General features: G+C 70.0%; 12 protein-coding genes. 9 read left to right on the forward strand and 3 right to left on the reverse strand.

Translation table 11 applies throughout. The features are described from left to right. Positions 1–3: 3 nt before the first annotated feature. Positions 4–765, reverse strand: a complete 762-nt coding sequence (locus tag QHF84_RS18550) for a hypothetical protein (RefSeq protein ID WP_281314653.1) — start codon at positions 763–765, stop codon at positions 4–6. Positions 766–861: 96 nt separating this feature from the next. Here QHF84_RS18550 and QHF84_RS18555 point away from each other — a divergent pair, with 96 nt between their 5' ends. The 6 genes from QHF84_RS18555 to QHF84_RS18580 all read left to right on the forward strand — a co-directional run bounded on the left by QHF84_RS18555 (position 862) and on the right by QHF84_RS18580 (position 8,224). Next, positions 862–2,412 (forward strand): prolipoprotein diacylglyceryl transferase family protein, encoded by a 1,551-nt coding sequence (locus QHF84_RS18555; protein ID WP_281314654.1) that lies wholly within the window; start codon positions 862–864, stop codon positions 2,410–2,412. Positions 2,413–2,415: 3 nt separating this feature from the next. Next, on the forward strand, positions 2,416–3,078 hold the full coding sequence (hisIE, locus tag QHF84_RS18560; RefSeq protein WP_281314655.1) for a bifunctional phosphoribosyl-AMP cyclohydrolase/phosphoribosyl-ATP diphosphatase HisIE: 663 nt from the start codon (positions 2,416–2,418) through the stop codon (positions 3,076–3,078). A gap of 66 nt (positions 3,079–3,144) precedes the next feature. Then, entirely contained in the window at positions 3,145–4,029 is an 885-nt protein-coding gene (locus QHF84_RS18565) for a hypothetical protein (protein ID WP_281314656.1), read from the forward strand. 46 nt (positions 4,030–4,075) lie between these two features. After that, on the forward strand, positions 4,076–6,013 hold the full coding sequence (locus QHF84_RS18570) for a hypothetical protein (protein WP_281314657.1): 1,938 nt from the start codon (positions 4,076–4,078) through the stop codon (positions 6,011–6,013). Between the two features lie 40 nt (positions 6,014–6,053). After that, positions 6,054–7,544, forward strand: coding sequence for a BamA/TamA family outer membrane protein (locus tag QHF84_RS18575; RefSeq protein ID WP_281314658.1), 1,491 nt, complete (start codon positions 6,054–6,056; stop codon positions 7,542–7,544). After that, on the forward strand, positions 7,541–8,224 hold the full coding sequence (locus QHF84_RS18580; RefSeq protein WP_281314659.1) for a hypothetical protein: 684 nt from the start codon (positions 7,541–7,543) through the stop codon (positions 8,222–8,224). Before QHF84_RS18575 ends, QHF84_RS18580 begins: the two co-directional genes overlap by 4 nt. A 22-nt stretch (positions 8,225–8,246) precedes the next feature. Here the strand turns inward: QHF84_RS18580 and QHF84_RS18585 are convergent, their stop codons facing one another. Next, positions 8,247–10,487 carry a sigma-70 family RNA polymerase sigma factor gene (locus tag QHF84_RS18585; protein WP_281314779.1) on the reverse strand — a complete coding sequence of 747 codons (2,241 nt, stop codon included), beginning with the start codon at positions 10,485–10,487 and terminating at the stop codon, positions 8,247–8,249. 204 nt (positions 10,488–10,691) lie between these two features. On the opposite strand from QHF84_RS18585, the gene QHF84_RS18590 reads away from it, so the two are divergent. The 3 genes from QHF84_RS18590 to QHF84_RS18600 all read left to right on the forward strand — a co-directional run bounded on the left by QHF84_RS18590 (position 10,692) and on the right by QHF84_RS18600 (position 13,665). After that, on the forward strand, positions 10,692–11,297 hold the full coding sequence (locus QHF84_RS18590) for an NAD(P)-dependent oxidoreductase (protein WP_281314660.1): 606 nt from the start codon (positions 10,692–10,694) through the stop codon (positions 11,295–11,297). Positions 11,298–11,420: 123 nt separating this feature from the next. After that, on the forward strand, positions 11,421–12,692 hold the full coding sequence (locus QHF84_RS18595; protein WP_281314661.1) for a PEGA domain-containing protein: 1,272 nt from the start codon (positions 11,421–11,423) through the stop codon (positions 12,690–12,692). A 13-nt stretch (positions 12,693–12,705) separates the two neighbouring features. Then, entirely contained in the window at positions 12,706–13,665 is a 960-nt protein-coding gene (locus QHF84_RS18600; RefSeq protein WP_281314662.1) for a hypothetical protein, read from the forward strand. Positions 13,666–13,728: 63 nt separating this feature from the next. On the opposite strand, the gene hflX is transcribed toward QHF84_RS18600, so the two are convergent. After that, on the reverse strand, positions 13,729–15,561 hold the full coding sequence (gene hflX / locus QHF84_RS18605) for a GTPase HflX (RefSeq protein WP_281314663.1): 1,833 nt from the start codon (positions 15,559–15,561) through the stop codon (positions 13,729–13,731). Between the last annotated feature and the right edge of the window lie 43 nt (positions 15,562–15,604).

Here is a 15,604-nt window from a genome sequence, read left to right on the forward strand (position 1 = left end):
CGGTCAGAGCGGCGTCACCTTCAGGTTGTCGAAGCAGACCGGGACTTCCCAGTCGTTGAAGCCGAAATGCTCGTGTCCGGGGCCCGCGAGCGGCTCGGGGTCCGTGAGCGTGAAGTACTCGACGCCGTTGATGGACCAAACGATCGTCTTTCCGTCCGCGCGCTCGACGCGGAATCGATACGCCTGGCCCACGGCGACGGGGCGCTCGCGCTCGTCGTCGCTCTTCGGGTCGATGTCGATCTCGAGCCGGTCGTCGCCGTGCTCGTCGAGGCGCGCGAGGACGTGCTTCGAGTTGCGCCAGCCGCCGAAGATCGCGATGTAGCTCGTCGCGTTCGTGTAGGACGTGCTCGTCGCGCCACTCTCGCCGTCGCCCCAGAGCTCGACCTTGAGGTCGCCGATCGCGTTCTCGGCGTAGGCGTCGAACTCGATCCGCGCGTTCACGGGGAGCCGGCGACGGAGCCAGATGCCGCGGTTTCGCGCGTTTTTGCCGCAGAGGCGGCCGTTTTCGATGTGCCAGCCCGGCGAGAGCGCGTTCCAGTCCTCGCCGAGCGCAGCGCGGTCGAAGGTGTCCTCGAAGGGCGCGAGGATCGGCGGGCCGGGCGGGACCAGGGGGGCGGTCGGGGCCGTGGTTTGCGGGCGCGGGGCCGCCGGGCGGGCGGGCCGCGCGGGGCCGGAATCTACCGTGGGCGGTCCCTCGGGCACACACGAAACGAGCGTGAGCGAGAGGAGGGCGCACGCGCCGATCGTGGTCGCTCGTCTGAGCACTCCCGCATCGTAGCAGCAGGTGGGGCTCCACCAAAAGGGTCGCGATCACTTGCGACGCTTGCCCGGCCCTTGGGGCAAGCGTAAGGAAGGGCGGCCATGCATCCGATCCTGTTCCGCGTGCCGCTCCCGCGCACGACGCTGCCCCTCCTGTGGGTCCTATGCGCGCTCGCAGGGATCGCGGCGATCGTCGCGATCTACCAGTTCGTGACGAAGAACAGGTCCGTCGCGATCGGCGCCGCCGTCGCGACCGTGGCCCTCGGCGCCGCGGCCTTCGTGTTCCGCGAGACCACGGTGCCCGTCGGCCCGCTGCCCATCTACAGCTACGGCGTGATGCTCGGCCTGTCGCTCGTCGTGGGCTGGTATCTGACGCTCGGGCTCGCGGAGCGTGATGGCCTGCCGAAGGAGCTGATGGCGAACAACTACGTGGTCACGGCCGTGGCCGCGGTGGTGGGCTCGCGCATCCTGTACATCGTTACGAACCTGAACGAGTTCGAGTCGTTCGGCGCGATGCTCGACGTCCGCAAGGGCGGGCTCGTTGCGTACGGCGGTTTCCTCGGTGGGTTCATCGGATCGCTGGTGTTCCTGCGGCGGCACGGGATCCCGCTCCTGCCGTGGGCGGACGTGGCGGTGCCGAGCTTGGCCTCGGGCCTGATGATCACGCGCGTCGGCTGTTACCTCTTCGGCTGCGATTTCGGCCAGCCGCTCGCGAAGACGGCGCCCGCGTGGCTGCAGAAGCTCGGCACGTTCCCGCGCTGGGATCCCTCGCTGATCGAGACGCCGAGCGGCGCGCCCGGCGGCTCGCCGGCGTGGATCCAGCACGTGAAGAAGCACCTCATCGACGAGGACGCGACGGGGTCGCTCCCGGTGCACCCGACGCAGATCTACGAGTCGCTCGTCGGCGCGACGCTGCTCGTGATCCTGCTCGTGTCGCGGCGGTACCAGAAGTTTCGGGGTCAAATCTTTTTGATCTTCACGTTCGCCTACGGCGTCGGCCGCTTCCTGCTGGAGATGCTGCGCGCGGACGACGAGCGCGGCTGGATCCCGCCGTCCTTGCCCGAGCACATCCTCTTGCCGCTCGCGCTCGTGCTCTTCGCGGTCGGGTACGTGGTCGGCATCTCGAAGATGGTCGAGAACCCGACGATGCGGCGCCTGTCGCAGATCCTCGCGTTCGTCCCGGCCGTCGTGCTCTTCCTCGCGCTGCGGCCCGAGTCGTTCGGGACCTCGGCGACGATCCAGCTCTCGACGTCGCAAGCGGTGGCGCTCAGCACGGGCGTCGCGGCGGCGATCGCGTTCTCCGTGTATCACCAGGCCGCGCTCGCTCACCCCGAGGCGGCGATGGCGATCCCGCTGCCGACCTTCGTCGACGACGAAGCGGAGGAGAAGAAGGCCGAGAGCAACGTCGCCGACGAGGACGAAGACGAAGACGGCGAGCCCGCCGCGGCGAAGAAGAAGGCCGCGGATGCGGATGCAGATGCGGACGAAGATGAAGCTGAAGCGCCGCGCGAGGTGAAGAAGAAGCCCGCGAAGAAGGCGCAGAAGGCCGCTGCATCGGACGAGGCGCCGAAGGCCGTCGCAACGAAGAAGAAGACGAAGAAGCCGGTGGAGGAAGAGCGGACGAGCGAGCCGCCTCCGTCCGAGGAGAGCTGAAGCGTGGAACTCGCCTGGGGCGAGGCGGGGCTTCTGCCCGCGATCGTGCAGGACAGGCTGACGGGTCAGGTGCGCATGATCGCGTACATGAACCGCGCGTCGCTCGAACGGACGATCGAGACGGGGCGAGCAACGTTCTTCAGCCGATCCCGCGGCACGCTCTGGGAGAAGGGCGAGACGAGCGGGAACACGCTCGCGGTCGCGGCGATCGTCGCGGACTGCGACGCCGATGCGCTCCTCCTGCTCGTCGATCCGGCCGGGCCGACGTGCCACACGGGCAAACCCGCGTGTTTCTTCCGTCGCGTGGACGAGCACGGGATCGCCGCGGAGTCCGGCGTGGACGCGGCCGCGTTCCTCGAGGTGCTGGAGCGCGAGATCGAGGCGCGGCGCACGTCGACCGCGGAGAAGAGTTACACGCGGTCGCTGCTCGACGGAGGTCCGGCGAAGATCGGCGCGAAGATCCGCGAGGAAGCGGACGAGCTCGTCCGCGCGATCGAGAGCGAGGACGATTCGCGCGTCGCGAACGAGGCCGCGGATCTCGTGTACCACGTGCTCGTGGGGCTCGCGTCGCGCGGCGTGCCGATGCGCGACGTGGTGCGTGTGCTCGCCACGCGTGCAGGGACGAGCGGGCACGAGGAAAAAGCGAAACGAAGCGGGCCTCGCTGACACGCGCGCTCCCGGTGATCGGGCGCGTTTCGGTCGAGGGTGCTCCTCTGATAATCTCGGTCGACGATGACCGGCGTTCGGCGCGCGGGGGCGCCGCAATCCCCGTTCCGCGAGCCACCGAAGCTGGAGCTCGGCCCGCTGTCGGTCGGGCTGCATCAAGCCGCGTCACGCGCGATGAAGCACCTGCCGAGCGGAGGGCGCCTCGTGCAACGAGGGCCGACGCGGCGCATCGCGCACACGCAAGGGGCGCTCGGGTGCACGGGGCTCGTGCTCGCCGCGAGCGCCGGGTTCATCGCGCTGTCGACGGGGTGGGTGCCACGATCGCACGCCGAGGTCGCGATGGTGATGGCCACGGTGGTCGTGGCCGGCGCGTGCCTCGCGGCCGTGCTGCTCGCCCTCGATCGCGCGCGGCCTCTGCCCACGTGCGAGGCGGAGCCCGTGCGGCATGCAGCGCGGCTCGTGGCGCAGCGGCTCTCGCGGCTCGCGACGTGCGCGACGGACGACGCGGCGCGCTTCGGCCCGAGGCGGATCAATGCGCTGCGGCGCGCGCTCTCGGCGGCCGCGGATCCCGCGCTCGCGACGTGGATCCCGGACGACGTGCGAGGCCGCGCCGAGCTCTTGCTCGCGCGGGCGATCGTGGCGCAGGCGCGTCCCGGATGGACGCGTGACGCGGCCGTGCGCGTCGAGGTGCGCAGGCTCCTCGTGCGTGCGGCCGAGCACCTCGACGAGCCCGCCGTGGCCGAGGCGGATCTCGCGCGGCTCGACGCGGCGCCGCTCCCGCCGGCGGAGGAGGCGCCCGGCGCGCGGGGCCGGAGGCGTTTGCGACAGCGATTCGCGAGCGAGCCGCGCGCCGCCGCGGACGAGCACGCGGCCGAGGAAGAGGCCCAGAGCGAAGAGATGCGCTCCCGAGCGAGGCGACGGAGGGAACGGCGGGCCGACGTGATACCCTGAGCCGGCGTTTTTCGCGTCGCCTTCCTTCTGCCGGCAAAGGTGCACGATGAAGCAGAACCGCTTGCGCTCGTTCGGCCTCGGGCTCTCGTTCCTCGCAGCCGCTGCGGCCCTCCCGCTCGCCTGCTCGCCCGACTCCGGGATCAAGCCCGTCGGATCGGGCGCGAGCGGGAGCGGCGGCATGTCGTCGTCCTCCGGCGCCGCGGGCGCGGGCGGCGACGGAGGCTCGCTCTTCTTCGACTCCGGCGGGACGTGCGGCGACCCGACGGACAAGGACAAAGACCTCATCGCCGACTTCCTCGAGCTCGGCCCGGACAAGGACACGGACGGCGACGGCACACCCGACGCGCTCGACAACGACAGCGACGGCGACGGCGTGCTCGACGCGGACGAGGCCGCGAACCCGTTCCTGTTGAACGACGAGCCCGGACAAACGCGCGACGATAGCTGCGATCCGCTCGCGGACTCGGACGGCGACGGCGATCCGGACGTGCGGGATCTCGACAGCGACAACGACGGCGTGTCGGACACGCAGGAGACGACGTACGACGCGGACGGCACGAAGGGCTGCCGCGTGCGTATCGACTGCGATGACGACGGCGTCATCGATCTCGTCGAGCTCGCGGCCGGATCGAACCCCACGGAGAAGGGCTCGGTCCCCGTGGATGCGGGGCTCTACTTCGTCCTGCCGTACCAGGGCGGCGAGCAGACGAAAGACTTTACGTTTTCCACCGGCGTCGCCAAGGCGGACATCTACTTCCTGATCGACACGACCGCGTCGATGCAGCCAGCGATCGACAACCTGAAGGCGTCGATCGACACCGAGATCATCCCGACGATCTTGAACGGCGATCCCGCGGCGAGCCCGCCGATCCCGGCGATCGGCGACGCGTGGATCGGCGTGGGCGAGGTGCGCGACGTGCCGTGGCTTCCGTACGGGCAGGACGGGGACGCGCTCTATCGGTATCGCTTCCAGGTTGGTGCTCAAACGATCTCCGGGGACCTCGCGCCGCCGGTGTTCGACGGGCAGAAGTACACGGCGCCGGTCGCGACGAAGCAGATCCTCGGCGCGCTCACGGCGGGCGGTGGCGGCGACGCGCCCGAGGGGACGTCGCAGGCGCTCTGGCTCGCCGCGACGAACCCGAACAACTACGCGCTCACGATCGGCGGGATCTGGAACTACCCGCAGCACGCCTGTCCGCTCATGGGCGGCATCGGCGCGCCGTGCTTCCGGCCCGAGTCGCTGCCGATCTTCGTGCTCATCACGGACGCCGCGTTCCACAACGGGCCGAACGTCACGCACCAGTACGACGGGGCGAAGGTCGGCGGGACGGTGAAGACGTACGCCGACGCCGTGGCCGCGCTGAACAACGTCAACGCGAAGGTCGTCGGCGTGCCCGTCGCGACGGGAAGCCCGGGCGCGGCGCGCGCAGATCTCACGGACCTCGCGACGCAGACGGGCAGCCTTTACCACGACCCCGCGTTCGGCGGGAAAGACTACCCGCTCGTGCCGAAGACGGACGTCGGCAGCGGCTCGGTGTCGAAGGAGGTCGTGCGGCTGCTCGGCCTGCTCGCGGGAGCGGGCCTGCACGACGTGACCACCGCGCACGAGAACTACGCGTGCGACGGCGGCGTCGACTGCACGGGCGACGGCGTGCCGGATCTCGCGTACCAGAACCCGCCGGTCGATCAGGGGATGGTGCCGTTCGACGCGAGCACGCTCATCACGAAGATCGAGACGCTCGAGAGCGCGGCCACTCCCCTGCCCTATGCGAGCCGCACGGAGACCACGTTCTACGGCCTGCAAGGCGACGCGCCCGTGAGCTTCCGCGTGCACGCCGTGAACAACACGATCAAGCCCGCGACGCTGCTCGTGATGCGCGCCTTGATCCGCGTGCGTACGCCCGACGGGCAGGTCCTCGGCGGCAAGAACGGGATCAAGCTCGTGTACTTCGTCATCCCGCAGTACATCCCCAAGGTGAAGTGAGCGCATTCCGAGCGATGTCGCGGGGCAGCGGACGAAACACGTGATCGGCGCGCGCTCGCTCGTCTGGCTCTCCGCCCTCGCCGCCCTGGTGATGCCGGCCCTCGCTTCGGCCGCCGATCCGCCGCCGAGCGCGACCACGCCGACCGAGGCGCCACAACGGGCCCGCATTCGCTACACGCTCGAAGGGATCGAGCTACGCGGCAACGTCCGCACCGCGGGCCGCGTGGTGCTCCGTTACGTGAAATTCCGCGCGGGAGATCTGCTCGACGTCGACGATCCGGAGCTCGAGCTCACGCGTTACCGGCTGCTCGGCACGGGATTTTTCGCGCAGGTGGATCTCAGCCTCCGCAAGGGCTCGCGGCGCGGCGCGGCCGTGCTGATCATCGAGGTCGTCGAGCGCAACACGCTCGTCGTGCAGAACCTCTGGGCCGGCGTCGCCGCGGACGAAGACACGGCCGGCAACGCTCGCCCGCTCTCGGCCTTCCTCGGCGTGCAGGTGGCCGAGACGAACCTCGCGGGGACCGGGATCACGCTCGGCGCAGGCGTCGCGCTCGCCGCGGATCAGTACGCGCTGCGCACGAGCTTCGTCGATCCCTCGTTCGTCGGGACGGGCTGGTCCGCCGCGCTGACGGTGCTCTACAACGACGCGCGCGATTTCTTCGGCAACCGCGACGTCCTCTTCGAAGCGCCGCTCATCGCGCAGCGCGAGGTGACGGACTACGCGGTCGTCGCCTACCGCCGCTTCGGCGCCACGATCGGCACGGGCCACGATCTCGGCGTCTCCTCGTCCTTCGCGCTCGACTACCACCTCGAACAGATCGACGCGACCGTGCCCGTCGCGGCCTCGCACATGCGCGGGCTCTCGCGCGAGCCGATCGATTTCTCCATCCGGCCCGGCCGCAGCGTGCTCTCGACCGTGCGCGGCACGCTGACGTACGACACGCGCGACGCGCCGTTTTTGACCGCGCGCGGCACGCTCGCGCAGGCGTCCGTGACGATCGGCATCCCGGGCAGCGATTACAGCTTCCAGAAGTTCGAGGCGACGGTGCGGCGATGGTGGCGCCTGCCGTGGCGGCACGTCGTGCGGTTCGACGCGTACGCCGGCGCGATCGCGGGCGACGCGCCCTTCTTCGAGCAGTTCTACGTCGGAGATTTCACCGATCTCTTGCCCGATCGCCTGCTCGCGCTCGCGCCGGATCGCAGGCAACCGCCGAACCTGCTCGGCACGGACATCATCGAGGTCCGTTACGGCGATTTCGCCGCGAAGATCGAGGGCGAATACCGCATCCCGATCTACACGGGGCGCGAGTCGGTCTACGGCGTGGATCTCTTCGCGTCGGCGGGCATCTACTCGGTGGCGACGAGCCGCGAGCTCACGGATCCGCCGACGGGATATCGGGGCTGGTCGCGCCTTCCGGTCGACGTCACGGGCAACCTCGGCCTGCGCCTCGACACGAAGCTCGGCGGCGTGACGCTCGCGTTTTCGAACGTGCTCGGGCTCGTCGCCGCGCGCAACGGGGAACGCAAATGACGCGTCGGGCGGCGCTCTTCGCGCTGGCCCTCGCCGCCCTGACCGCCCCGGCAATGACCGCGCGCGCGGAGCCGCCGAAGACCCCGGCGGCCCTGCCGGCGAGGAACGCAGTCGTCGCGCTGGAGGGCAAGCAGGCGGTGATCAGCGTGCCCTTTCGCGACGTGGTCGACGCGGAGATCGAGAAAAAACTCTCGAGCGGTTTGCCCACGGTGATCGTGCTCCGCGCGTGGATCTTCCGCGAGGGCGGCACCGAGCCCGTCGCGCTCACGGCGAAGACGTGCCGCGTCGTCTACGATCTCTGGGACGAGGTGTTCCGGCTTCAGATCACGCAGCCGGGCGGGCTCGTCGACACGGTCGCCGTCAACATCGAGGGCGTCCTGCGCCAATGCGCCGAGGCCCGAAGGCTCCGCATGATCGAGCGATCACAGCTCGACGACAACATGCGGTACTTCGTCGCCGCGCTCGTCGAGGTGAACCCGATCAGCCAGGAGACGCAGGACCGCATCAAGCGCTGGGTGACGCGCCCCAACGGCTCGGCCGCGATCGGGCCGGGCGACTCGCTCTTCGGATCGTTCGTGGGCCTCTTCGTCGCGCGGATCGGGGACGCGGATCGGAAGCTCGCGTTCCGGACGCAGGTGTTTGCCCCGCCGAACCCACCGCCGCCCGAAAAGAAGCCTTGATGGAGGAACGCGAGAGGAGAGCTCAGGCGCAGAGCGCTTCGATTTCGGGCTCGGGTTGTGCCGCCGGGAGCGGCACCTCGGCCGCCTCGCTGCCTTCACGCACCACGGCTTCGAACGCGCTGCGGAGCTTCGACTTCGTGCGCTCTTCGAGCTGGCGCACGCGCTCGCGCGAGACGCCGAGGCGGCGGCCGAGATCCGCGAGACTCACCTCGTCGTCCTCCTCGGAGAGCAGCCGCTCCTCGACGATCAGCCGCTCGCGTGGATCGAGCGCCTTCCACACGCGGTCCACCACGCCGCGGACGAACGCGTCACGCTCCGCGCTCGCCGTGAGGTGCTCCGGATCCGACGACGGATCGCGCAACGTCTCGAGCAGCGTCGGCCCGCCCTCCTTTTGCGACTGCGCGTCGAGCGAGGTGTCGCGCGCCGCGACCCGGAGCGACATCGAGCGGATCGCGTCCTCGGTCGTCTGGAACCGGGTCGCGAGGAGCGCGTCGATCGAGGCGTCGCCCTCGCCGAGCTGCATCTCGAGCTTCGCCCGCTCGCGCCGCAGCCGGAAGAACGTCCGCGAGACGAGCGGCCCCGTCCCGCCGCCGACGATGCTCCACTCGCGGAGCAGGTGGTCCACGACATACGCGCGGATCCAGTAGATCGCGTACGTCTTGAAGCGGAGGTTGCGCGACGGCTCGAAGCGGCGGACCGCTTCGAGCAGGCCGAGGTTGCCCTCCTCCACGAGGTCGGCGAGCTGCATGCCGTAGCCGCGATACTGCGACGCCACCTTCACCACGAACTGCAGGTGGCTCTCGACGAGCGCGTTCGCGGCCGCGTGATCACCGTCGCGCCGGTAACGCCAGGCGAGCTCGAGCTCGGTCTCGCGATCGAGCGCCTGATACCGCTGGATTGCGGCGCGGTAAGCTCCGAACGGCGACTGCGCCGGGCTCACGCCGAGGCTCTCCGAGCGCGGCTTGCGGTGCGCCGCGTCAGAGCTCGACGCTTTTGGGGCGAGGCGGCTCCGCGGGCTCGTCTCGGAATCGGCAGGTGGATCCGCGGCGGGTGGAGGCTCGGTCGAGCGCTCGCTGCGCGGCGCGCCGAAGACGTGTTCGTGGGGCACGCGGCTGCCCGCGGCGCCGCCGAGGTGGAGCATCGCGCGGTAGATGAAGCCTCGCGTCTTCTTCTTGTGGCCGCCGAGGATCGGCTGGATCGTGTTCGGGCTCGTCGCGTAGCCGAGCGCCTCGACCTCGCGCGAGATCTGGATCGCGAGCTTGCGCATCGTCATGCCCGGGTGCACGGCCACGTGCTGGCGAGCGAGCTCGGCGATGGGCGCGGCCTTCACCCAGGCGAGATCGAGCTCGGTGCCCGCGGGCAGAGCGTCCTTCGGCGCGGGCGCCTCGGTCACGACGGGCGCTGCGTCTCCGCGCAGGATCGACTCGATCGCCCGCGCCATCGCGTGTCGCACGCGGCGCGCGCGCCCGTCGACGAGCTTCTGCACGTGCGGCAGGCCGATCGTGATGCCTCGCTCGGCGAGCCGCTGCTTCAGCAGGAGCGCGAGCCTGCGTGACGAGGGCTCCTTGTGCTCGATCTTCCACGCCCTCGCGAGCTCGTGGATGGTTCGAGCGCTCTCGAAGGCCCGGCCTTCCTGCGCGCCGCGGATCTCGCGGGACATCGTCTCGATGCGCGCCTCGGCGTCGGCCGCGGAGGTCACGCCGTCGTTTCGCAGGAGCGAAAAGAGCGCGTCCTGGATCTCGCGCCGCACGAGGCGCTGCTTGCCGGCGAGGATGCTCTGGAGCGAGTCGACGTTGAGGCGGATGCCGATCCGCTGGAGCTCCTCGCGCAGGCGGAAGGCGAGCGCGCGCTTCGATCGCTCGGGGTGCAGGTAAAGCCAGAGCTGGGCGAGCGGCAGCATGCGCTCGCAGGCGATGTACGTGGGCGTCGTGGCCGCGGACGCGCCCGAGAGGCCCGCTTCGACGAGCGCTTGCTCGATCTCCGCGACGGCGTCCGCGCCGCCCGCCTCGGCGATCATGTCGCGCAGCGCGCGCTCCACCTCGGGCGGCACCGTCGCGACCGCGCCCGAGAGCTGCCGCTTCAGCGTGCGCAGGTGATAGCGGATCCCGTGCCGCGCGAGCCGCTCGCGCAGATCCCGCGCCAGCGCTTCCCGCGAGAGGTACGAATTCCTTTGCAGGTGAAGGGCTGCCGCAGCTCGGAACGCGGCGCCCGGGATCCGTTCGGGCGTCGCTGCCATCACCGCCGCCGGCATCGTCACGCTCATTTCCACGACCGACCTCCCTGCTCTCGCCTGCGCCGACGCAAAGATTCGTTGGCGCGCGTAACACTAGACAAACATCAACATGTTACGACAACGTTGTACAAAGGCTGATGGAAATGAGGGGGGCATGTCAAGGGAGACTTTGTAAAACGTCATCAAACGTTATACAAAGAATGGACAACACAAGACCTGTGGTACACGGAATTCGTGCGGTACTTGCCGATCGAGGTGGATGTGCAGGGTCGCGAGGCCCTCGTGGTCGGGGCGAGCGCGGAGGTCGTGTCCAAGGTGCAGCGGCTGCTCGCGGCGGGAGCGCGGGTCGTGGTCGTCGCGCCGGGGGAGGTCGATCCGGCGATCGAGGCGATGGCCGCCGAGGGGCAGGTCGCCCTGGAGCGGAGGGAGCCGACGGCGGGCGACGCCGACGACAAGGCGATCGTCTACGTGGCGACCACCGAAGACGGCCGCGCGGCGCCGTTTCACGCCCGCGGGGTCGCGGAGGGGCGGCTCGTATGCACGCTCGACAGGCCCGAGCTGTCGACGTTCGTGAACCCGGCGGTGGCGCGAGCCGCGGGCCTGACGATGACGTTCGCGACCGGCGGCACGAGCCCGGGGGCGGTGCGGCGCATCCGCGAGGACCTCGAGGCGTTGTTCGGTGATCCGCGGTTCGCGCGGTTCCTGGAGGGGCTCGCCGGCCTCCGGGCCCGGCTGCCGCGGGGAGAACGAGCGGCCCGGATGGCCGAGGCCGTGAAGGGGTTTGCCGTGGAGGCGAAGCTTCGTTTCCCCGCGTGGGTCGAGCGGGGCGAGGAGCCCTGACGTCCGCCGGTGGGGGAGGCACGCGAAAGCGCGCTGCTCAAACCTCTTGTGTCGCGCGGGCAGCGCGAGTTAATTCAGCAAAACTCAGAGAGTCGAGCAGAGACGAGTGAGGAGGGCTTAGATATGCGATCGAGTTCGGGCCGGCTGACGTCGTTGCACACGGCAGCAGTGCTCACGAGTCTGTTGGCGCTCACGGCGTCTCCGGCGGCGTACGCGCAGGCGAAGGCCCCTGCCGCCGCGCCCGCCGCCCCCGCCGCGGACAAGAAGCCTGCGGCGGCGCCGGCCAAGAAGGACGACAAGGCCGCCGCGCCCGCGGCGCCCGCAAAGAAGGACGAGAAGGCTGCCGCGGCGCCTGCGAAGAAGGACGAGAAGGCCGCCGCCGCGCCCGCGAAGAAGGACGAGAAGGTCGCCGCGAAGGACGACAAGAAGCCGGCGAAGCCTCTCACCGACAAGCAGAAGAAGGACCTCGCGACGAAGTCCATGAAGGACGGCGACGCAGCCTTCGAGAAGGGCGAGTACCAGGCCGCGCTCGACGCTTACAAGCTCGCCGACGAGACGCTCCCGGGCCTCAACGCGAAGTTCAAGGTCGCGGTCACGCTCGAGAAGCTCAACAAGGTGCAGGAGGCCGTCGCGGCCTACCAGGGCTTCCTCGCGGCGATCGACGAGCAGGCCGCCGACAAGAAGAAGAAGTTCGATCCCAAGAAGTGGGAGGATCGCGTCACCGAGGCGAAGGCCAAGATCGAGGCGCTCAAGAAGACGCCCGCGACGGTCAAGATCGCCACGGCGCCGGAGACGGCCCCCGGCCTCATGGTCGCGGTCGACGGCAAAGAGCCCGCGCCCGCCGGCGAGCTGAAGCTCGAGCCCGGCAAGCACACGCTCGTCTACTCGGCGAAGGGCTTCATCACCTCGCAGCCGCAAGAGGTCGAGGTCGGATTCGCAGAGACGAAGGAGCTGCCGGCGCCGAAGCTCGAAGCCGAGCCGCCGCCTCCGCCGCCCCCGCCGCCTCCGCCCCCGCCGCCTCCGCCGCCTCCGCCGCCGCCGGAAGCGCCGCCGCCTCCGCCGAAGTCGTACGTCCCCGCGTACGTGACGCTCGGCCTCGCGGGCGTGGGCGCGGTCGTCGGCACGATCTTCGGCGTCTCGGCTCTCAGCGCGAAGAGCGACTTCGAGGCGAACCCGACGGTCGACAACGCCGACCGCACCGATCGCAACGCGCTCATCGCGGACATGTCGTTCGCCGTGGCGCTGACGTTCGGCGTGACGGGTGCCGTGCTGCTCTTCGGCGGCGACGACAAGCCCGCGCAGCAGCAGACGGCGACGACGAAGCTCTACAAGCCGGTCGTCGCGCCCTTCGTGGGCCCGACGGGCGGCGGCGGCGTCGTGTCGTTCAAGTTCTGATCGGGAACACGCGATGAACGCACGGAGCACTCGAAGCTGGGCAGCGCTCGTGATCAGCACGGGCGTTGCCCTCTCCGTCGGCGCAGGCTGCGAGCTCGTCGCGTCGGTCGATCGGGACACGATCCCGATCGGCGACGGCGGGACGGGCGGAACGGGCGGCCAAGGCGGCATGGGCGGCGTTGGCGGCACCGGTGGCCAAGGCGGTCAGGGCGGCCAAGGCGGCGCTGGTGGTCAAGGCGGCGCTGGCGGTCAAGGCGGAGCGGGCGGAGCAGGCGGCGCCATGGGTACATGCGCCGATCCTGCGGCCGATTGCCCGCCGCCGTCGGGCCCGTGCGTGAACGCGATCTGCGACGCGAACAAGAACTGCGGCGAAGAGCCGAAGGCGCAAGGCACGCCGTCCTCGAACGAGGTGGCGGGCGATTGCAAGCAGCACACGTGCGACGCCGCAGGCGCCGAGCAGGTGGCAGACGAAGCCTCCGGAACGGCGTGCGGCGACGCGACGCAGTCCTGCACGAACGGCGTCGCGAACCAGGCCGACACCTGCGACGACGCCGGCACGTGCCAGCCGAACGACAACGTCGCCTGCGCGCCGTACATCTGCGGCGCGACGGCCTGCGTCACGGCCTGCGCCGCCGACGCGGACTGCGCCGCGGGCAACTACTGCAACGGCAGCGCGTGCGTGCCGAAGATCGCGACCGGCACGGCGTGCGCGACGTCGAACGCCTGCCAGAGCGGCTTCTGCGCGGACGGCGTCTGCTGCAACGCCGCGTGCAACGGGACCTGCCTCGCATGCAACAACGCCGGCTCGGTGGGCACGTGCACGCCGGTCCCGGCGGGCACGACCGATCCCGCGTGCGGCGCGGGCGAAGCCTGCAGCGACGCGACGACCTGCCTCAAGATCGCCGGCTCGTCCTGCGGTTTGCCGGACGAGTGCATCTCCAACGTGTGCACGAACGGCGAATGCGCGCCGTGACGTGACGAACGCGCGGGGGCCCGGCTCCGACGAACCGGAGCGGATCCCCGCGCGTTTTTCCTTTCAAACCCGAAGCGTCGTCCGCCGATAACGCTTGCCCGCCGTGAGCTCGGCGAGCGTCGTGAGCGACGTCGATTCCGGCTCGGCCGATGCGTCTACCGCGTCGCCCTCACCCGCCTGCTCCGACGTTTCGTCCTCGTCCACGTCGTAGGCCGGCACCGTCCTCGCCTGCTCCCAGCGATCCTTCAGCCGATCGGCGATCGTCGCGAGCAGCGCGCGTGTCGTCTCGCGGTTCGTCGCGGACACGAGCACTGCGTTCTTGTGGCCGAAGAGCAGCCTTCGCGCCTCGGCCTTGTCGACGAGGTCGATCTTGTTGAAGACCAGGATCCGCGGGATCGACGAGAGCCCGAGCTCGCCGAGCAGCTCCTCGGTCGTCGCGATGTGCTGGTCGTGGGCCGGGTCGCTCGCGTCGACGACGTGCAGGATGAGGTCCGCGTCGGCGGCCTCCTCGAACGTGGCGCGGAACGCGGCGAACAGGTCCTTCGGCAGCTCGCGGATGAAGCCCACGGTGTCCGTGATGATCACCTCGCGCTCCTCGGGAAAACGGATCCGGCGCGAGCGCGTGTCGAGCGTGGCGAAGAGCTTGTTCTCCGCGATCGTGTCCGAGCCCGTGAGCGTGTTGAGGAGCGTGCTTTTCCCTGCGTTCGTGTAGCCGACGATGCTCACGATCGGCACGTCCTTGCGCGCGCGCTTGCGGCGCCGCTGCTCGCGCTGACGCGACAGCTTCTTGAGCTGCGCTTCGAGGAACGAGACGCGCTCCTTGGCGCGGCGACGACCGATCTCGAGCTTCGTCTCGCCGGGGCCACGTCCGCCGATGCCGCCGGTGAGGCGCGAGAGCGAGTCGTCCTTCATCGCGAGGCGCGGCAGGGCGTACTTGAGCTGCGCGAGCTCGACCTGCAGCTTGCCGTCCGCGGACTCGGCGCGCTGCGCGAAGATGTCGAGGATGAGCTGCGTCCGATCGATCACCTTGAGGTCGGCGTGTTTCGAGATCGCCGAGGCCTGCGAGGGCGTGAGGTTGCGATCGAAGACCAGCGTCACCGCGTCGAGCTCGGCCGCGCGCAGGACGATGTCGTCGAGCTTGCCCTTGCCCACGATGAGGCGCGGGTCGATCTTGTCGCGGAGCTGAATGACGGTGTCGACGACCTCGACGCCTGCGGTGCGCGAGAGCTCGGCGAGCTCGCGCAGGCTGTCCTCGGCCTCCGCGTACGCGCCTTGCTTCGACTTCTCCGCGACGTGCACGAGGATCGCTCGCCCGTCCTTCGCGTGCGTGAAGATGCGCGACCTTCGAGCGAACTCGTCTTCTAGCGCGTTGATGAGCTCGCCGAAATGGATGTCGATGCGGCCGATCGGCATCGGCTCCACGCGCCGGTAGGGCAAACCATTGCGCGGATCCTCGCCCTCGGCGACCGGCGACGGCGGCGTGTTGTACGCGAGATCCATCGTCTTCGGCTCGCCCTCGGGCGAGAGCTGGATCGCGGCCACGAGGTCGAGGCGCAGGCGCACGAGGTCGACGATGTCGTCGCGCGTGAGCTGCTCGTTGTAGAGGTGCGTGTGGACGAGGCGGAGCGCGCGGAAGCGGCCCTCGGCGGCGCGCAGGCGGCCGATGTCGGGGAGCATGAGCTTCGTCGCGTCGCCGACGATCACGTAGTCGATCTCGCCCGATCGATGCACGAGCGCGCCGACCTGGCGGCCCGTCACGTGCGAGGCCTCGGCGAGGGATTTGACGAGCTCCGGCGTGGCCACGTGATCGAGGGGCACCTTGCGCCGGTAGATACGCTCCAGAAGTCGAACCGCGTGGGGGCTCAGCCCCGTGGTGTTTCCGTAGATCTGTTGCATTCGGACGGTGGTTTGAGGGCCAAGCTCCGCTCGCCGGAGCGCT

Source organism: Polyangium sp. y55x31, assembly GCF_029946505.1.
In the GTDB taxonomy this organism is placed as follows: Bacteria; Myxococcota_A; Polyangia; order Polyangiales; family Polyangiaceae; genus Polyangium.